This window comes from Winogradskyella pacifica (assembly GCF_013403915.1).
Classification (GTDB): Bacteria; Bacteroidota; Bacteroidia; order Flavobacteriales; family Flavobacteriaceae; genus Winogradskyella; species Winogradskyella pacifica.
In genome coordinates, this window is sequence record NZ_JABFDI010000005.1 from 56253 (window position 1) to 72789 (window position 16537).

Annotated in this window: 17 protein-coding genes; 8 read left to right on the forward strand and 9 right to left on the reverse strand. The window is 33.7% G+C overall.

What is annotated here, in order from left to right:
* Nucleotides 1–51 precede the first annotated feature (51 nt).
* From HM984_RS06125 to HM984_RS06135, 3 genes are all read right to left on the reverse strand, one after another.
* Nucleotides 52–1164 (reverse strand): OmpA family protein, encoded by a 1113-nt coding sequence (locus HM984_RS06125; protein ID WP_179348525.1) that lies wholly within the window; start codon nt 1162–1164, stop codon nt 52–54.
* A 69-nt stretch (nt 1165–1233) separates the two neighbouring features.
* Nucleotides 1234–2925, reverse strand: a complete 1692-nt coding sequence (gene recJ / locus HM984_RS06130; protein WP_179348526.1) for a single-stranded-DNA-specific exonuclease RecJ — start codon at nt 2923–2925, stop codon at nt 1234–1236.
* A gap of 20 nt (nt 2926–2945) precedes the next feature.
* Nucleotides 2946–3374: an OsmC family protein gene (locus HM984_RS06135; RefSeq protein WP_179348527.1), complete on the reverse strand. Its 429-nt coding sequence runs from the start codon at nt 3372–3374 to the stop codon at nt 2946–2948.
* Nucleotides 3375–3438: 64 nt separating this feature from the next.
* Here HM984_RS06135 and HM984_RS06140 point away from each other — a divergent pair, with 64 nt between their 5' ends.
* On the forward strand, nt 3439–4041 hold the full coding sequence (locus HM984_RS06140; RefSeq protein WP_179348528.1) for a carboxymuconolactone decarboxylase family protein: 603 nt from the start codon (nt 3439–3441) through the stop codon (nt 4039–4041).
* 14 nt (nt 4042–4055) lie between these two features.
* Nucleotides 4056–4829: a toxin-antitoxin system YwqK family antitoxin gene (locus HM984_RS06145; RefSeq protein ID WP_179348529.1), complete on the forward strand. Its 774-nt coding sequence runs from the start codon at nt 4056–4058 to the stop codon at nt 4827–4829.
* 13 nt (nt 4830–4842) lie between these two features.
* Here HM984_RS06145 and HM984_RS06150 read toward each other — a convergent pair whose 3' ends face one another.
* From HM984_RS06150 to HM984_RS06175, 6 genes are all read right to left on the reverse strand, one after another.
* Nucleotides 4843–5418 (reverse strand): uracil-DNA glycosylase family protein, encoded by a 576-nt coding sequence (locus HM984_RS06150; protein ID WP_179348530.1) that lies wholly within the window; start codon nt 5416–5418, stop codon nt 4843–4845.
* Between the two features lie 3 nt (nt 5419–5421).
* Nucleotides 5422–6783: a dihydrolipoyl dehydrogenase family protein gene (locus tag HM984_RS06155; RefSeq protein ID WP_179348531.1), complete on the reverse strand. Its 1362-nt coding sequence runs from the start codon at nt 6781–6783 to the stop codon at nt 5422–5424.
* A 90-nt stretch (nt 6784–6873) separates the two neighbouring features.
* Complete coding sequence (locus HM984_RS06160; protein ID WP_115808326.1) at nt 6874–7218, reverse strand: HopJ type III effector protein; 345 nt, start codon at nt 7216–7218, stop codon at nt 6874–6876.
* Nucleotides 7219–7222: 4 nt separating this feature from the next.
* Nucleotides 7223–7897, reverse strand: coding sequence for a 16S rRNA (cytidine(1402)-2'-O)-methyltransferase (gene rsmI, locus HM984_RS06165; RefSeq protein ID WP_179348532.1), 675 nt, complete (start codon nt 7895–7897; stop codon nt 7223–7225).
* A gap of 41 nt (nt 7898–7938) precedes the next feature.
* The gene (locus HM984_RS06170; RefSeq protein WP_115808324.1) at nt 7939–8295 is read right to left on the reverse strand and encodes a DoxX family protein; all 357 of its coding nucleotides are present in this window, start codon (nt 8293–8295) and stop codon (nt 7939–7941) included.
* Nucleotides 8295–9068: a DUF8457 domain-containing protein gene (locus HM984_RS06175; RefSeq protein WP_179348533.1), complete on the reverse strand. Its 774-nt coding sequence runs from the start codon at nt 9066–9068 to the stop codon at nt 8295–8297. The genes HM984_RS06170 and HM984_RS06175 overlap by 1 nt, the downstream gene beginning before the upstream one ends.
* Nucleotides 9069–9255: 187 nt before the next feature.
* On the opposite strand from HM984_RS06175, the gene HM984_RS06180 reads away from it, so the two are divergent.
* From HM984_RS06180 to HM984_RS06205, 6 genes are all read left to right on the forward strand, one after another.
* Nucleotides 9256–9903: a thymidine kinase gene (locus HM984_RS06180; RefSeq protein ID WP_115808322.1), complete on the forward strand. Its 648-nt coding sequence runs from the start codon at nt 9256–9258 to the stop codon at nt 9901–9903.
* Complete coding sequence (gene alr, locus HM984_RS06185; RefSeq protein ID WP_179348534.1) at nt 9896–11005, forward strand: alanine racemase; 1110 nt, start codon at nt 9896–9898, stop codon at nt 11003–11005. Before HM984_RS06180 ends, alr begins: the two co-directional genes overlap by 8 nt.
* 83 nt (nt 11006–11088) lie before the next feature.
* On the forward strand, nt 11089–11490 hold the full coding sequence (gene mscL / locus HM984_RS06190; protein ID WP_115808320.1) for a large conductance mechanosensitive channel protein MscL: 402 nt from the start codon (nt 11089–11091) through the stop codon (nt 11488–11490).
* A 184-nt stretch (nt 11491–11674) separates the two neighbouring features.
* Entirely contained in the window at nt 11675–12664 is a 990-nt protein-coding gene (locus tag HM984_RS06195) for an aspartate-semialdehyde dehydrogenase (RefSeq protein WP_179348535.1), read from the forward strand.
* 185 nt (nt 12665–12849) lie between these two features.
* Nucleotides 12850–15015: a prolyl oligopeptidase family serine peptidase gene (locus HM984_RS06200; protein ID WP_179348536.1), complete on the forward strand. Its 2166-nt coding sequence runs from the start codon at nt 12850–12852 to the stop codon at nt 15013–15015.
* Between the two features lie 154 nt (nt 15016–15169).
* On the forward strand, nt 15170–16531 hold the full coding sequence (locus HM984_RS06205; RefSeq protein ID WP_179348537.1) for an Ig-like domain-containing protein: 1362 nt from the start codon (nt 15170–15172) through the stop codon (nt 16529–16531).
* Nucleotides 16532–16537 lie beyond the last annotated feature (6 nt).

Genomic DNA, 16537 nt, shown 5'->3' on the forward strand with positions numbered 1-16537 from the left:
GCAGGTCCGCAATTGATTCAATACAAATGTATAATAAGCAAAGGTCTTATTTTACTTTTGTATCAACTTAAAAGCAACACGTCTATTTAATTGGTGTCCTTCTTCTGTGTTATTAGTTGAAATAGGTTGTGTGCTTCCAAAACCAAAGGATGTAATGCGTGTGACATCTAATCCTTTTTCAATTAAATAATCTAAAACTGCTTTGGCACGTTGTTCTGATAATTCTTGGTTTCTGGCTTCTAATCCAATAGTATCTGTGTGACCATAGATTTCAACTTTTAATGTAGGATTAGCTTCTAAATGCTTGTAAAGTTGATTCAATTCTTTTATTGAAATGTCTAATAAATCTGATTTATCAAAATCGAATAGTACATTTTTGAAGGTGTAAATCTCATTAGTTTTAATGGTGGGTTTTTCAACCGTTTTGATGGTTTCTTTTTTGATGTTCTTTTCTTCCTTTTCTAAGGGTTCAATTGAAACGTCATCGATATAGTAATAGGAAAACAAAAAAGGACTATTAGATAATACATCTTCTTTTTTTGTTTTAGCATTTCTATAAAAATTACCAATAGAAAAGTAGTTCTCATAACCTTCGGCTGTAAATTCGAAAGTATATGCTATCCAAGACTCTTTATTAGAAAAATAAATATTATCAGGATTTGAATACATTTTAAACTTTCCTTCAGTCGCTTTAGATGGTTTAATAGCCTTATCACAAGCATTAGAATGATCACAAGGTTTTAATTTTTTTTCCGTAATTAAAACTTGAATATCCTTTAAAGCATAAGACGATTTATCTGCTAAACTCAAATAAAAAGTCATTCTGTATTTCTTTTCTTTTATTAATGTTTTAGAAAGTTCTCCTTGAACATATTCTCTGTAGTTTTTGTCAGTAAACAAATACATGCCAGCATAAGTTGTTCCTGCTTTAGCATCTTGAAACCCATTATAGTTTCTGCCTCCCATAGTCTCTTCGCAGGTGTCAAAAAAATCTGTTGATCCATAATTTGGTATAGACCAATATGTAATATGAATATTAAAACCTCCTAAAATTGAAATGCAATGTTTTGTTCTATGATCCTCAAAACTAGGGTTGAGCACTAAGTTTTGGCTTGTTGAAATAAAGCCACAAAAAAAGAAAAGAAATAGGATTGGTTGTTTCATACACAATCAACGGAAAGATAATCAATTATATTTTATACCTACAAGGTTTTTGAAACCTTGCAGGATTTATCATTCTTTTATGTCCTTCAATTTCAACTGTAAACTAACGTTGCCATTCCAATGATTTTCATCAATAGCGTAGGCAGCACTAAATGGTCTTTTGCTTTTAATAATATCTATTTTATCGCCTAAGCCAAAACCAATACAAACGATTTTATCATTGAAGGATTGCGTCACAGTAATACGTAAATGCTTATCATCTTCACCTACACATTTACCGTAACCTGTGTCTTTTAGGTTTTGAGACATAAATGTTGGTGACATATTCCCAGGGCCGAATGGCGCAAATTGTTTTAGAATTCGCATTAACTTATCATTGATTACTCCTAATTCTATGTCTAAATCTATTTTAAGTTCTCGTGTTAAAAGTTTGGGATCAATGGTTTCCTTAACCACACTTTCAAATTTGGCTTTAAAGGCTTCGTAATTTTTAGGATCTAAAGTTAAGCCTGCGGCATATTTATGACCTCCAAATTGTTCAATATGTTCTGAACAAGCTTCCAATGCATTATACACATCAAAACCTTTTACAGAACGTGCAGATGCTGCTAATTTATCACCACTTTTTGTAAAAACAAGCGTGGGTCTGTAATAGGTTTCTATTAAACGTGATGCTACAATACCAATCACTCCCTTGTGCCATGATTCGTCATAAACAACAGTGGTAAATCCTTCTTGCTCGTTATTCTCTTCAATTTGAACTAAAGCTTCTTCTGTGATACGTTTATCGGTTTCACGACGGTCTGTATTAAACTCATCAATATCTACGGCATATTTTGCAGCAAGGTTAAAATCGGTTTCTGTTAAAAGCGTTACGGCGTGGTTACCGTGTTTCATTCTTCCGGCGGCATTAATTCGAGGTGCGATAATAAAAACGACATCTGTTATGGTAAGAACGTCCTTTTTAACCTCAGCAATAATGGCTTTCATTCCAGGTCTTGGGTTGGTATTTATAATGTTTAAACCCATATAAGCCAAGGCTCTATTTTCATCTACAATGGGTACAATATCTGCACCAATGGCAGTCGCTACTAAATCGAGGTATTCTGTTAAATCTTCTGCGGTTTGCCCTTGGTTGGATGCTAAAGCAGTAATTAATTTAAAGCCCACACCACAACCACAAAGTTCTTTAAACGGATAATCACAATCGTCGCGTTTAGGATCTAAAACCGCAACCGCATCTGGAATTTTAGATCCAGGTCTGTGGTGATCGCAGATTATAAAATCGACGCCTTTTTCTTTAGCGTAAGCGACTTTATCAATGGCTTTTATACCACAATCGAGCGCAATAATTAATGAAATATCATTATCGTCTGCAAAGTCAATACCTTTATAAGACACACCATAACCTTCATCATAACGATCTGGAATGTATGTGGCAACAGAATCGGTTCTTGTTTTTAAATAGGATGACATTAAAGCTACGGAGGTTGTACCATCCACATCATAATCGCCATAAACCATAATGTTTTCACCTCGCTCAATCGCTTTTTCGATTCTCGCAACCGCTTTATCCATATCTTTCATGAGGTATGGATCGTGAAGTTCTTTAAAACTAGGTCTAAAAAACGTTTTAGCAGCATCATAAGTGTCAATGCCACGTTGCAACAATAATGTGGCAACAATATCATCGACTTGAAGTGCTTTCTTCATTAATGCCACTTGAGTGGCTTCTGGTCTTGGTTTTAATGTCCAACGCATAATGTCTTATATCGCGATTATTACTTTGTGCTTTCGTGAAAATAAATATTAGTTTCAACAGTTGCAAAACGACGAAACATTTCCATTACACCACAATATTTATCAACCGATAAATTTACAGCACGTTCGCATTTTTTTTGATTTAAATCCGCACCATAAAAATGATAATCTACTACCACAGAATGATAATATTTTGGGTGCTCATCGGTTAATTCCCCTGTAACATCCATTTTAAAATCATCTATTTCTACTTTCATTTTATCTAACGTAGAAATAACATCTAGACCAGAACAACCAGCTAGAGAAGATAACATCATGGCTTTTGGTGATAAGCCATTGCGTTTGTCTGTACCTTCAACGTTGGTGTCCATTATTACGGTTTTTCCGCTTGGATTATCAGATTCAAAAGTTAATCCCTCTTTCCATTGAGTTGTGATTTTATTTGTCATTTTTTAAGTTTAAAAGTTATAAGTACTATCTTGTTAGCTCAAAAATACTACTAAAAAAATAACTATGGCATTAGTAACACCATTGTCTGCGGACCATGATTTAGAAACCAAGGCATTAGCAGAATTCTTTAATGAAACGCTTGGATTTTGTCCAAATTCGGTTCTAACCATGCAACGCAGACCAGCAATAAGCAAAGCGTTCATCAATTTAAATAAAGCGGTTATGGCCAATGAGGGCAAAGTAACCTCAGCTTTAAAACGTATGATTGCTTGGGTGAGTAGTAATGCTACAGGTTGTCGTTATTGCCAAGCACACGCCATTAGAGCAGCAGAACGCTATGGAGCAGAACAAGAACAATTAGATAATATTTGGGAATACAGAACGCATGCTGCTTTTTCTGATGCAGAACGTGCAGCTCTCGACTTTAGTTTAGCAGCTTCACAAGTGCCAAATGCGGTTGACGCGGAGATAAAAGAACGCTTGTATCAACATTGGGATGAAGGAGAAATTGTAGAAATGTTAGGCGTCATTTCTCTTTTTGGATACTTAAACCGTTGGAATGATTCTATGGGCACTAATATCGAAGAAGGAGCTGTGGAAAGTGGAAATAAGTATTTAGGGAAACATGGTTATGAGGTTGGTAAGCATGATGGTTCTCAGTATTAATTAAAATTTTTTTTATGAAGTTATCAAAATTCACGTTTCTAATCTTAATAAATGTTTTGTTATTATTTGGATGTAAATCTTCTGAAAAGGATAAGAATGATGATTCTTTTACTTTTATAGAAAGGCATGCTTACACTATTAATAATTATAATGGACTAGATTATTATAGGCTTAACAAGACTAAGAAATTTATGGATGGCTACTATGTTGTCGGAAATAAAATGGCTAAATGGGAGGAATTTGAGTTTGATGGTGGGTTGTTAAATGGCGATTATATTGTGTTTCATCCCAACGGTGAGATGTTTTCTCATACCAAATATTCTAAAGGGAAAAGACATGGTGATGAACTAATGTATTATCCTAATGGTGTTTTAAACAGCAAAAGCACTTATAATAATGACATATTAGTAGGGAGTAAATACACGTATTTTAATAGTGGAAAAGTGTTATCAGAATCTAAAATTGAAGATGGTAAATCTATAGAAACACAACATTTTGATGTATTAGGAAATATTGTATCGCAACGTTTTATAAAAGATGGTAGGACAATAACTCAAAGAATTGTTAAAGGAAAAGTTTATTCTGAAATGGTATCCTCTAATTACGATAGCTATGAAACTATAAAATTTTATAATGAAGATGGAAGTACTAAAATTTATTTACAAAGAGAAGAAGAAAATGACACGATGTATATTATAGAATTAGATGACAACGGAAAAGAAGTAAAACGCGTGAATGTTAAGGCTAATCCTGAAGAAGGTATGAAATACGCTGCATATTTTAATTAGGTTTTAGCTCCATCTATTCCTTGAGTATGTTCTTTACTTGTTTCTCTAGTTCAGGCACCACCAATTCCTCAAACCAAGGATTCTTACTTCTCCAAAACCGATTAGTTGGTGATGGATGTGGAATTGGAAAATAGGTTGGTAAATAAGACTTGTATTCACCAACAGTTTCTGTCAAGGTTCGTTTAGCGTTCTCTTTTAAATAATATTTCTGCGCGTAAGCTCCAATTAAAATAATCAACTTAACATTCGGCATTTTATATAATAATTGCTGATGCCATTGTGGTGCACATTCTGGTCTTGGAGGTAAATCGCCAGTTTTTGCTTTTCCAGGATAACAAAATCCCATTGGTATAATCGCAAAATTTTCGGTGTTATAAAATTGTTCGTTAGTTACGTTGAGCCACTGTCTGAGTCTTTTTCCGCTTTGGTCGTCCCACGGAATTCCAGATTGATGCACTTTTGTTCCTGGCGCCTGACCAATAATTACAATTTTAGATTTTAGGTTTGCAGTTGCTACAGGTCTTGGTCCTAAAGGTAAATGCGTTTTACAAATGGTGCATTGACTTATATTATGAAGTAATTCTTTCATTTTTTAATCCTCATCCTTCAGCATACTCTTTAGATCATTAGTATAAGATGGATATGTAAATATCTGCTTTTTAAAATCACGAATTGTTAAACCTTCATTCATGGCTAGAGTCAAGATATTAATCGTTTCATTCGCTTGAGAACTTAATAAATTGGCGCCCACAATTTTTTGAGTACGCTCATTAACAATAATTTTATAAGCGTAAGCATCGGCATTTTCTTTTTTAGAACTGTACCAATCAGAAGTATCTCCTTTATAAACGATTACATTTTTGTATCTGCTTTTAGCTTCTTCTTCAGAATAACCTACACTGGCCAATTGCGGTTTGGTAAAAACAACGGAAGGTACTAATGGGTTTTCAAACGCCTTAGCATTACCATTTATAATGTTATGGCCTGCAATATAACCTTGTAATCCTGATAAGGGTGTTAACGGTAAAGATTTACTCGAAACGTCTCCACAAGCGTACACATTTACGTTGCTCGTACTTTGCATAAAATCATTAACCAAAACCCCAGATTCATCAGCTTTTATACCAGCATTTTCTAAATCTAATTTTTCTACTGCTGGCACACGACCTGCAGTATTAAATATCTTTCTGGCTTTTATTGATTTTGTTTTACCGCCTTTTTCATACGTCAGTTTTAAGTTTTTCTTCAATTTTTCTATGGAGATCGGTGTTGTGTTAAACATGAACTTAACCCCATTTTTTTCTAAAACCTTGGTTAACTTATCAACCAAAAACGAATCAAATTGTGTTAACGGACTATCTCCAACTTCAATCATAGTAACGTCACATCCCAACGTTGAAAGCACATAACAAAACTCCATTCCAACATAACCCGAACCAATAAATATGGCTGATTTCGGAATTTTTTTCAAATTAAGAATGTCATCACTGGTCTTTAATAAGTCCGAACCTTCAAGTTTTAAAGTTCTTGGGACATAACCTGTTGCGATTACAAATTTATCTGCAGAAATGGTTTTCCCTTCAATTGTAATTTCATTTTTACTGATAAATTTTGGGGATTGATGATATAAATCAATGCCTAAATCCATTAAGTCATTTTCTGTTGAAGATGGTACAGGTTTAGTGAAAGACGTTTTAAATTTCTGAACAGCTTTCCATTTAATTTTAGGTGACTTTTTAATTCCAAAACCTTTGAGTTGATTGGAGTGTTGCACTAAATCTGCAAATTGGATTAGTATTTTTTTTGGATCGCAACCTCGTGTTGAACAGGTGCCTCCATATTCACGTTTATCTGAAATAGCCACTGTTAATCCTGCTGCGATACAAGCTTTTGCCGCTGTTTGGCCTGCAATACCGCTACCAATAACAAATACATTATAATGTTTAGTCTCCATAATTTAAGTTTGAATTAGAAAATTAAGGAAAGAAAATGATAATGACTGATGCTGTCGCTGTAAAGGTTAACCCAATTACGAAACGTGCTTTTATTTTTTCTTTAACGGAAAGGTTTCAAAGTAGAGACCTTCAAAGCCTGTTTTAACAAAATTTCGGATGTTTTGATGTCCTGTTCCGTCCGGATGTATTAAAACATCTTCAAAATAATAGTTACCAAAACAAGCTAAGGTTTCTTCTGTTGTTAAATTTTGATCTACAGCAAAAGCGAATAGTTTACAAGAGCCTGAGTTTTCATCTTTATCATTGTTTAATGTTCCATTTTTAAAAGCTGTTGGAGTAAACTCGTAATGGGCTTCTATGATGTTCATGGTTTCAGAAAATTCAATCTGTTTAGGAGTAGATTTAAGTGTCTCTAAAAAATCTTTTAAAATCATAAGGCTATTTCTGTTTTCCGTCTACGACAATTACAATTTCGCCTTTTGGTGGTTTGTTGGTGTAATGATCTAAAACTTCTTTTGCTGTTCCTCTAATAGTTTCTTCGTACAATTTTGTTATTTCTCTCGATACAGAGATTAGTCTATCTTCTCCAAAATATTCACAGAAATGGCCGAGTGTTTTTATAAGCTTATGTGGACTTTCATAAAAAATGATAGTTCTAGTTTCTTCGGCTAAGAGTAATAATCGTGTTTGTCGTCCTTTTTTTACAGGCAAAAAGCCTTCAAACACAAATTTATCATTTGGCAAACCACTATTTACTAAAGCAGGAACAAAAGCAGTAGCACCAGGTAAACAATCGACTTCAATGCCATGTTCTACACAAGCTCGTACCAATAGAAAACCAGGATCTGAAATTGCAGGAGTTCCTGCATCACTAATGACAGCGATAGTCATTCCTGCTTTTAATTTTTCGATTAAATGGTTCACCGTTTTGTGCTCGTTGTGCATATGGTGACTTTGCATTTGCGTGGTGATCTCAAAATGCTTTAAAAGTTTTCCAGATGTTCTGGTATCTTCAGCTAAAATTAAATCAACTTCCTTTAAAACGTCGACAGCTCTAAACGTAATGTCTTTTAAATTTCCAATTGGTGTTGGTACTAAGTAAAGTTTACCCATATTTATTTCTCGAAAAAATGAGAATATTTTAAAATTATTATCTAGTCTCTTAAATATTTACCTAAAAAATAGGACGGAAAAAGAACTATTAATCCGTAAAAAGAAAAGCCAAAAATACCATGACCAGCATAATGATGGGCTGCGGTTGCTAAAACTAAATCAAAGAAAAAACCTGCATAAGCCCATTCTGTTAGCCATTTACTTTTTCTCCATAATACCATGGCAATACCAAGAAGTTTTAAAATAGCGAGTGGTATTACAAAATAGCTAGGGTAATTAAGACCTTCAAAATAGCCCTTAATCATTTCGGTATTTAACAGATACATCTGTGCTGAATACAGAAAAATTAGGCACAACACAATGGTACAGAACCAATAAATAATTTGTTTGACTCTCATTAATTAAATTTCCTTTCGATTAATTGAAGAAAGCGTTCTTCATAGTCTTCTTTCCCGACCCAATTGTTATAATCAGGTTTTACCATTTCTAAAATTAATGATTTAGCTTCAGGCAAAGATCCAATGGTGTTAATTTGAGAAATAACACGATCATAATCTTCATTTTCTCCTTCAAATAAATGTTTAATAAAAGCTAATTTATCGTTTAGTCCTATTTTTAGATTTTGACTTTTTAACTTATCATTTAAAGATTTATTTGCAATTTCTACGTCACGTTTTTGAGCAACTTCTATAGGTTCAAATTCTGGCATTTCATCAAAACCAGAGGTGATATCTTCAAAATCAATAGAAGATTGTTCTACGTTAGTTTCTTTAGGTAAGACTTTTTCTAATGTAGTTGTTTTTTCTATTACATGTTTTTCTTCAACGTCTTCATCAGGCATATGTGATACTAAGTCTTTAATTTTAGACATTACAGGTTCCATTATACCATCATCTTCAGTTTCATCTAAATGAACGTAAGTTTTATCTTCAATCTCTATGTTGTCACTATATTTATTATTGAATGCAGTATCTAGCATGTCAAAAAACGATGAGTCGTGACCAATTTTAGGAATTCTGTCTTCAAAATTTTCTTGCGCAAATTTTAAAACAGTTAGTTTTTCATAGAGTACAGCGACTTCTTCATGAAGTTTATTAATGTCTTCTCTGCCTGTTAATTTTAGAATCCTATGGGCAATACTAACTAATTCTGATTCTAATTTCTTTTTCATAGTTCTAAATTTTTATATTGAAGCACTTTAAGGCTTTTGAGTTTTCGAAATTATTTTGAATGTCTTATAAAATAAGAATATAATTTCTTTATGCTCTTTTCGTAAGTTTTGCTTTTGATTTTTTAATAAATTTGTCTCACCTTTATAAAATCGAAGATCAACTTTGATTTAGTGCTAAAATTACAAAATGTTTCTCGAAAATACAGTAAATCAGAAAGAACAATTTGGGTGGATTGAAGTCATCTGCGGATCTATGTTTTCCGGTAAAACGGAAGAATTAATTCGCCGATTAAAACGTGCCCAATTTGCAAAACAAAGAGTTGAAATTTTTAAGCCTGCTGTAGATGTTCGTTACGATGAAGAGATGGTTGTTTCTCATGATGCGAATGAAATCCGTTCTACGCCAGTGCCTGCAGCTGCCAATATCCCAATTTTAGCAGATGGCTGTGATGTTGTTGGTATTGATGAAGCCCAATTTTTTGATGATGAGATTGTTCGCGTTTGTAATGATTTGGCCAACAAAGGTGTGCGTGTTATTGTTGCAGGATTAGATATGGACTTTAAAGGCAATCCTTTTGGGCCTATGCCAAATCTTATGGCGACAGCAGAGTATGTTACTAAAGTGCATGCCGTTTGTACAAAAACCGGAAATTTAGCACAATACAGTTATAGAAAAGCATTGAGTAATGATTTGGTTTTACTTGGAGAAGTTGACGAATACGAACCTTTAAGTAGAGCTGCTTATTATAAAAGTATGCAAAGAGATAAAGTAAGACAAATGAATGTGAATGATGCAGAGGAAATAGATTCTAAAGACGAAAATCGTAATGTCTAACGCTCTAGAAACTATTCTCGAAATTGATTTAAGTGCGCTAACGCATAATTTCAATTATTTAAAGTCGAAACTTCAGCCGGAAACAAAATTTTTAGCCGTAGTGAAAGCCTTCGCTTATGGTAGCGATTCTGTAGAAATTGCAAAACATCTTCAGAAATTAAACGTAGATTATTTTGCTGTTGCTTACACGCAAGAAGGAGTAGTTTTAAGAGATGCAGGAATTACAACTCCCATTATTGTACTTCATCCACAGTCTGTAAATGCAAATATACTTATCGATAGATGTTTAGAGCCTAGCATTTATAGTGCGCATGTTTTAAGTGAATTTATTAAAACTGCTGAAGCGCAATCTCAAAAAAATTATCCGGTTCATATAAAATTTAATACAGGATTAAATAGACTCGGTTTTAAAAATAACGATATTGAAACCATTGTTACTTCGCTTAAAAACACGTCATCAGTTAAAGTGAAATCTCTGTTTTCACATTTAGTGGCTAGTGAAGATCCCAACGAATTAGAGTTTTCCAATCTTCAAATTGAACGGTTTAAAACAATCGCAGAAAATTTTGAAGAAGGCATAGGTGATAGACCTTGGTTACATATGTGTAACACTTCTGGTATTCTCAACTATCCTGAAGCGCATTTTAATATGGTGCGCAGTGGTATTGGACTTTATGGATTTGGAAATTCTGATGAGGAAGATAAAAACCTCAAACCTATAGCAAGTTTAAAATCTGTGATTTCTCAAATTCACGAGATTGAAAAAGGAGAAACCGTAGGTTACAACAGAGCTTACATTTCTAAAGGATTGGAAAGAACAGCAACCATACCAATTGGGCATGCTGATGGTATTAACCGTATTTATGGAAATGGAAATGGTTATGTAATGATCAATGGGGAAAAGGCACCAATAATTGGTAATGTCTGTATGGATATGATAATGGTAAACGTTACAGATATCAATTGTAAAGAAGGAGATGAGGTTATTGTTTTCGATTCTACTTATACAGCAAGTAACTTAGCTGAATCTGCACATACAATTTCTTACGAAATTCTAACCGCAATATCGCAACGTGTTAATCGCGTTTTTAAGCGTTCATAAGCTATTGGTTTTTTTAAAATGTGACTTTTTTAATTACCTTGTGTCTGATTAACTTAATAACTAACTATTAAAAACACGAGACTATGTTAAAAGAATTTAAAGAATTTGCAATGAAGGGCAACCTTATAGACATTGCTGTTGGTTTTGTAATGGGTGCCGCTTTTAAAGAAGTAGTTACCGCATTTACAGGAGGTATTGTATCTCCATTAATTGGGATGATTTTCGACTCAGACTTTAAAGCGTTGAGATACCAGTTAAAAGAGGGAACGTTAAATGATGCTGGCGAAATGGTTGGTGATGTTTTCTTAGAATACGGTACATTTTTAACTAATGTAATAGATTTTATCATTGTAGCATTTGTAATGTTCCTTGTGGTAAAAGGTGTTAATAATATGAAAAAGAAAGAAGAGCCTGCACCAGCTGCGCCTGCAGGACCATCTGAAGTTGAGTTATTAATCGAAATCAGAGATTCATTAAAAAAATAAATCACGTATAGCGTCATCGCTACACTACTATTTTTAACTAAACCCAGACTGTAACAGTCTGGGTTTCTTTTTGTAATTACAAAATCAATAATTTATACCCTTTATTTTTATTAGAATTTTAAGACTAATTGAAGGCTTTACTTAAAGAAATATTATAATTTTGAGAGTTCTAAAAATATGTTTTATGAAAGTAGCAATTGTAGGTGCAACAGGCATGGTTGGTAACGTAATGCTTAAAGTATTAGAGGAACGTAATTTTCCTTTAGATGAGTTATTACTAGTAGCTTCAGAACGTTCTGTAGGTAGTAAATTAAAATTTAAGGGTAAGGATATTGAAGTGATTAGTATTCCTACTGCTATCGAAAAACGTCCAGATATTGCGTTATTTTCAGCAGGTGGTAACACGTCTTTAGAATGGGCACCAAAATTCGCAGAAGTTGGTACAACAGTCATTGATAATTCTTCAGCATGGAGAATGGACTTATCAAAAAAATTGGTAGTTCCAGAAATTAATGCTGGTGAGTTAGAAAAAACAGATAAAATTATAGCTAATCCTAACTGTTCTACGATTCAAATGGTAATGGCATTAGCACCACTTCATAAGAAGTATAAAATTAAACGTATTGTTGTTTCAACATATCAATCTGTATCTGGTACAGGTGTAAAAGCTGTTGAGCAAATGGAAAATGAAATTGCAGGTATAAAAGGTGAAATGGCATATCCGTATCCAATTCATAAAAATGCAATTCCACATTGTGATGTTTTTGAGGAGAATGGTTATACCAAAGAGGAGATGAAATTGGTAAATGAAACTCAAAAGATTCTTAATGATAAATCGATTGCAGTAACAGCAACTGCAGTTAGAATTCCTACCGCTGGTGGTCATAGTGAAGCAATCAATGTAGAGTTTCATAATGATTTTGATGTTAGTGAGGTAAGACAATTACTTAACGATACAGATGGCATTACAATACAAGACAATTTAGATGTTAACGTATATCCTATGCCTATGTATGCTAATGGTAAGGATGATGTTTTTGTTGGTCGTATTAGACGAGATGGCTCTCAACCTAACACTTTAAATTTGTGGGTGGTTAGTGATAATCTTAGAAAAGGAGCGGCGACAAACACCGTTCAGATAGCAGAATATCTTATTAAAAATGCTTTAGTATAGTTTCTTTTAAAGCAGATTAGATTATTTTAAAATAGCGTACATTCAAGGATTTCAACCGATTATTTGTGTAATTAGTTGAAATTCTGCATATATTGTCATTCCAAATTTACTCTTAGTGGTTTGTTATTAACAAGCAACTAAAACCTTACATTTGAAGTGGAGTCCTTATTAAAAAAAATCTAGTTATGAAAAAAATACTTCTTTCTGCTTTAGTGCTAACAATTTTTGGGTCTTGTAAAAATGAAAGCGAAACTGTGAAAATGACTACGATAGATTACCCTGAAACGAATAAAATAGATACTGTAGATACTTATTTTGGTGAGTCTGTAGCAGATCCCTACCGATGGTTAGAGGACGATAGAAGTAAAGAAACTGAAGCTTGGGTTAAGAATCAAAACGACGTTACTTTTGGTTATTTAGAGCAGATTCCTTATCGCGAAGAATTAAAAGAACGTCTTACAAAACTTTGGAACTACGAAAAAATCGGTGCACCATTTGTAGAAGGAGATTATACGTATTTCTCTAAAAATGATGGTTTGCAAAACCAATCCGTAATTTATAGATACAAAACAGGAGGGGATCCTAAAACAGCTGAGGTTTTCTTAGATCCAAATACGTTTAAAGAAGACGGAACAATTTCGTTAGGAGGTATGAGCTTTTCTAAAAACGGAAAGACATTAGCTTATGCGATTTCTGAAGGTGGAAGTGACTGGCGAAAAGTTTTGGTATTAAATGCTGAAACTAATGAGATTATTGAAGACACATTGGTTGATATAAAATTCAGCGGTATGTCTTGGTATAAAAATGAAGGTTTCTATTACTCTAGTTACGATAAGCCAAAAGGAAGCGAGTTATCTGCTAAAACGGATCAGCATAAAGTGTATTATCACAAATTAGGAACAAAACAATCCGAAGATAGATTAGTCTTTGGTAGTACCCCTGAAGAAAAGCACCGATATATTGGTGGTGGTGTTACGGAAGATGATAAGTACTTAGTTATTGTCGCAAGTGTTTCAACTTCTGGAAATAAGTTGTTTATCAAAGATTTATCACAACCAAATAGTAAACTTGTAACTATTTTAGATCACACAAATAGTGATTCTCACATTATCGAAAATGTAGGTTCAAAGCTTTACATTATGACCAATTTGGATGCTCCAAATCAAAAAATTATAACCGTAGATGCTTCAAATCCAACTCCAGAAAATTGGGTGGATTTTATTCCTGAAACAGAAAATGTTTTAAGCCCTTCAACTGCTGGAGGTTACTTTTTTGCCAACTATATGGTAGATGCGGTTTCAAAAGTATCGCAGTACGATTATAACGGAAAACTAATAAGAGAGGTTGAATTACCAGGAATAGGTACGGTTGCTGGTTTTGGTGCAAAGAAGGACGAAACAGAGCTATATTATTCATTCGCTAATTATGTAACGCCAGGAAGTATTTATAAATACAATATAGAAAACGGGACTTCAGAATTATATAGAAAGCCGAGTATTGATTTCAATCCAGAAGACTACGAAAGCAAACAGGTGTTTTACAAGTCTAAGGATGGTACAAAAGTACCCATGATTATTACGCACAAAAAAGGTATAAAGCTCAATGGTAAAAATCCAACGATTCTTTATGGCTACGGTGGATTTAATATCAGCTTAACTCCAAGTTTTAGTATCGCAAATGCGGTTTGGATGGAGCAAGGAGGTGTCTATGCAGTACCAAACCTTAGAGGTGGTGGTGAATATGGAAAAGCATGGCACGATGCAGGGACACAGCTTAAAAAACAAAACGTTTTTGATGATTTTATTGCGGCAGCAGAATACCTTATATCAGAAAAGTATACCTCATCAGATTTCTTAGCCGTAAGAGGTGGCTCTAATGGAGGTTTGTTAGTTGGAGCAACAATGACACAACGTCCAGATTTAATGAAAGTGGCTTTGCCTGCTGTTGGTGTTTTAGACATGTTACGTTACCATACGTTTACAGCTGGAGCTGGTTGGGCTTACGATTATGGAACTGCTGAAGATAATAAGGAAATGTTTGAGTATTTAAAAGGCTATTCTCCTGTTCATAATGTAAAAGAAGGAGTAAAATATCCAGCAACATTAGTTACTACAGGAGATCATGATGATCGCGTGGTACCAGCACATAGTTTTAAATTTGCTGCAGAATTGCAACGTAAGCAAACTGGTACTAACCCAACACTTATTAGAATTGAAACAGATGCTGGCCATGGAGCGGGGACACCTGTAAGCAAAACGATTGAAGAGTATACAGATATTTTTGGGTTTACCTTATATAATATGGGATTTGAAGTATTACCAACTAAAACAGAGGAAAAAGTAAAGGGCTAGTAATTAGAACCTATTAACCTAGTTAGTTGAGTTGCCTTCAGGTGTCATACTGTAATTTAGGGAGTAAAAGAACTTGAACATATTAAATATTTGATATTTTTTGTAGGACTTTTAAATCTTTAACTGTCTTGTTATTAGTGTGTAATTATTGCAAATGAAAAAAAAATACTTTTTATTTTTTCTCCTAACTTTATTTCTGTTTTCATGTGGCAATGATGATGGCTTAATCCCTTTGGCTATTGAAACACATCCTGATACTTTAACCATAGCACAAAATTCAGAAATTGAAATTTTTATATTCCTAAACGATTCCAACATTCCTTCAAATGGGGAATTATCATTAAGCCACCCCACCAAAGGTAATGTGGTTGTAATTGATAGTAATAATACTCCCAATAACCCGAGTGATGACCATTTAAAATATACGGCAAACCCAAATGAAGTAGGTTTAGATAATTTTGAATATACTATTTGTAGTGTCTCGGGTGATTGCAAAACAGAAACAGTATCAATTACCATTACAACGAGCTCTAATGTGCTTTATGATTTAGAGAATATGCCGTTTCAAGCGCTGTCCGACTATCAATTTTTTGATGGTGATTTAAAAAATTTAGAGCCGACTAATGGTGTTATACCTTATACCTTAAACTCCACTTTGTTTAGTGATTACGCAAAGAAGAAGCGTTTTATTTGGATGCCAAATAATAATAAAGCGTTGTTTGTAAATGAAAATGAACTTTTAGATTTTCCTGTTGGAACAATTTTGATAAAGAATTTTTACTACGATAATGTACTACCAGAAAACACAACGCAAATTATAGAAACACGACTTATAATTAAAAAACAAGAAGGTTGGGTTTTTGCAAATTATGCATGGAATACTGAGCAGTCTGAAGCTGCTTTAGATATGAATGGAAGTTATATAGATTTACAATGGCAACAAGAGGGCATAACTAAATCTGTAGAATATAGAATTCCATCAGGTCCCGAGTGTCACACCTGCCATAAAGTGAACGAAATTGCGCAACCTATTGGGCCTAAGGTTAGAAATTTAAATTTACCTTATATTTACAATGATGGAGCGTCTAATCAATTAGAAAAATGGGTTAGTTTAGGATATTTAGAAAATACACTTCCTGAAACAATAGCAAAACTCCCAGATTATAATGATTCTAATGCGTCATTGAATCAACGAGTAAGAGGTTATTTAGAAATAAATTGTGCGCATTGCCATTCAGAAAGTACACATTGCTCATATAGACCAATGCGACTAGATTATTTGTCTACAGAAGACGCAACAAATATGGGAGTATGTGTAGATGCAGAAACCGATCTAGGATTTGGTCTTGGTCACATTGTAGAGCCTGGAAACGCTAGAAATTCTGTCCTGTACTTTAGGGTGAATTCTACTGAAGTTTCAAACAGAATGCCACTGTTGTCGCGTACAATTGTGCATAAAGAAGGTGTTCAATTAATAGAAGAATGGATAAACACATTAAACATAAACTGTAATTAATAAAAT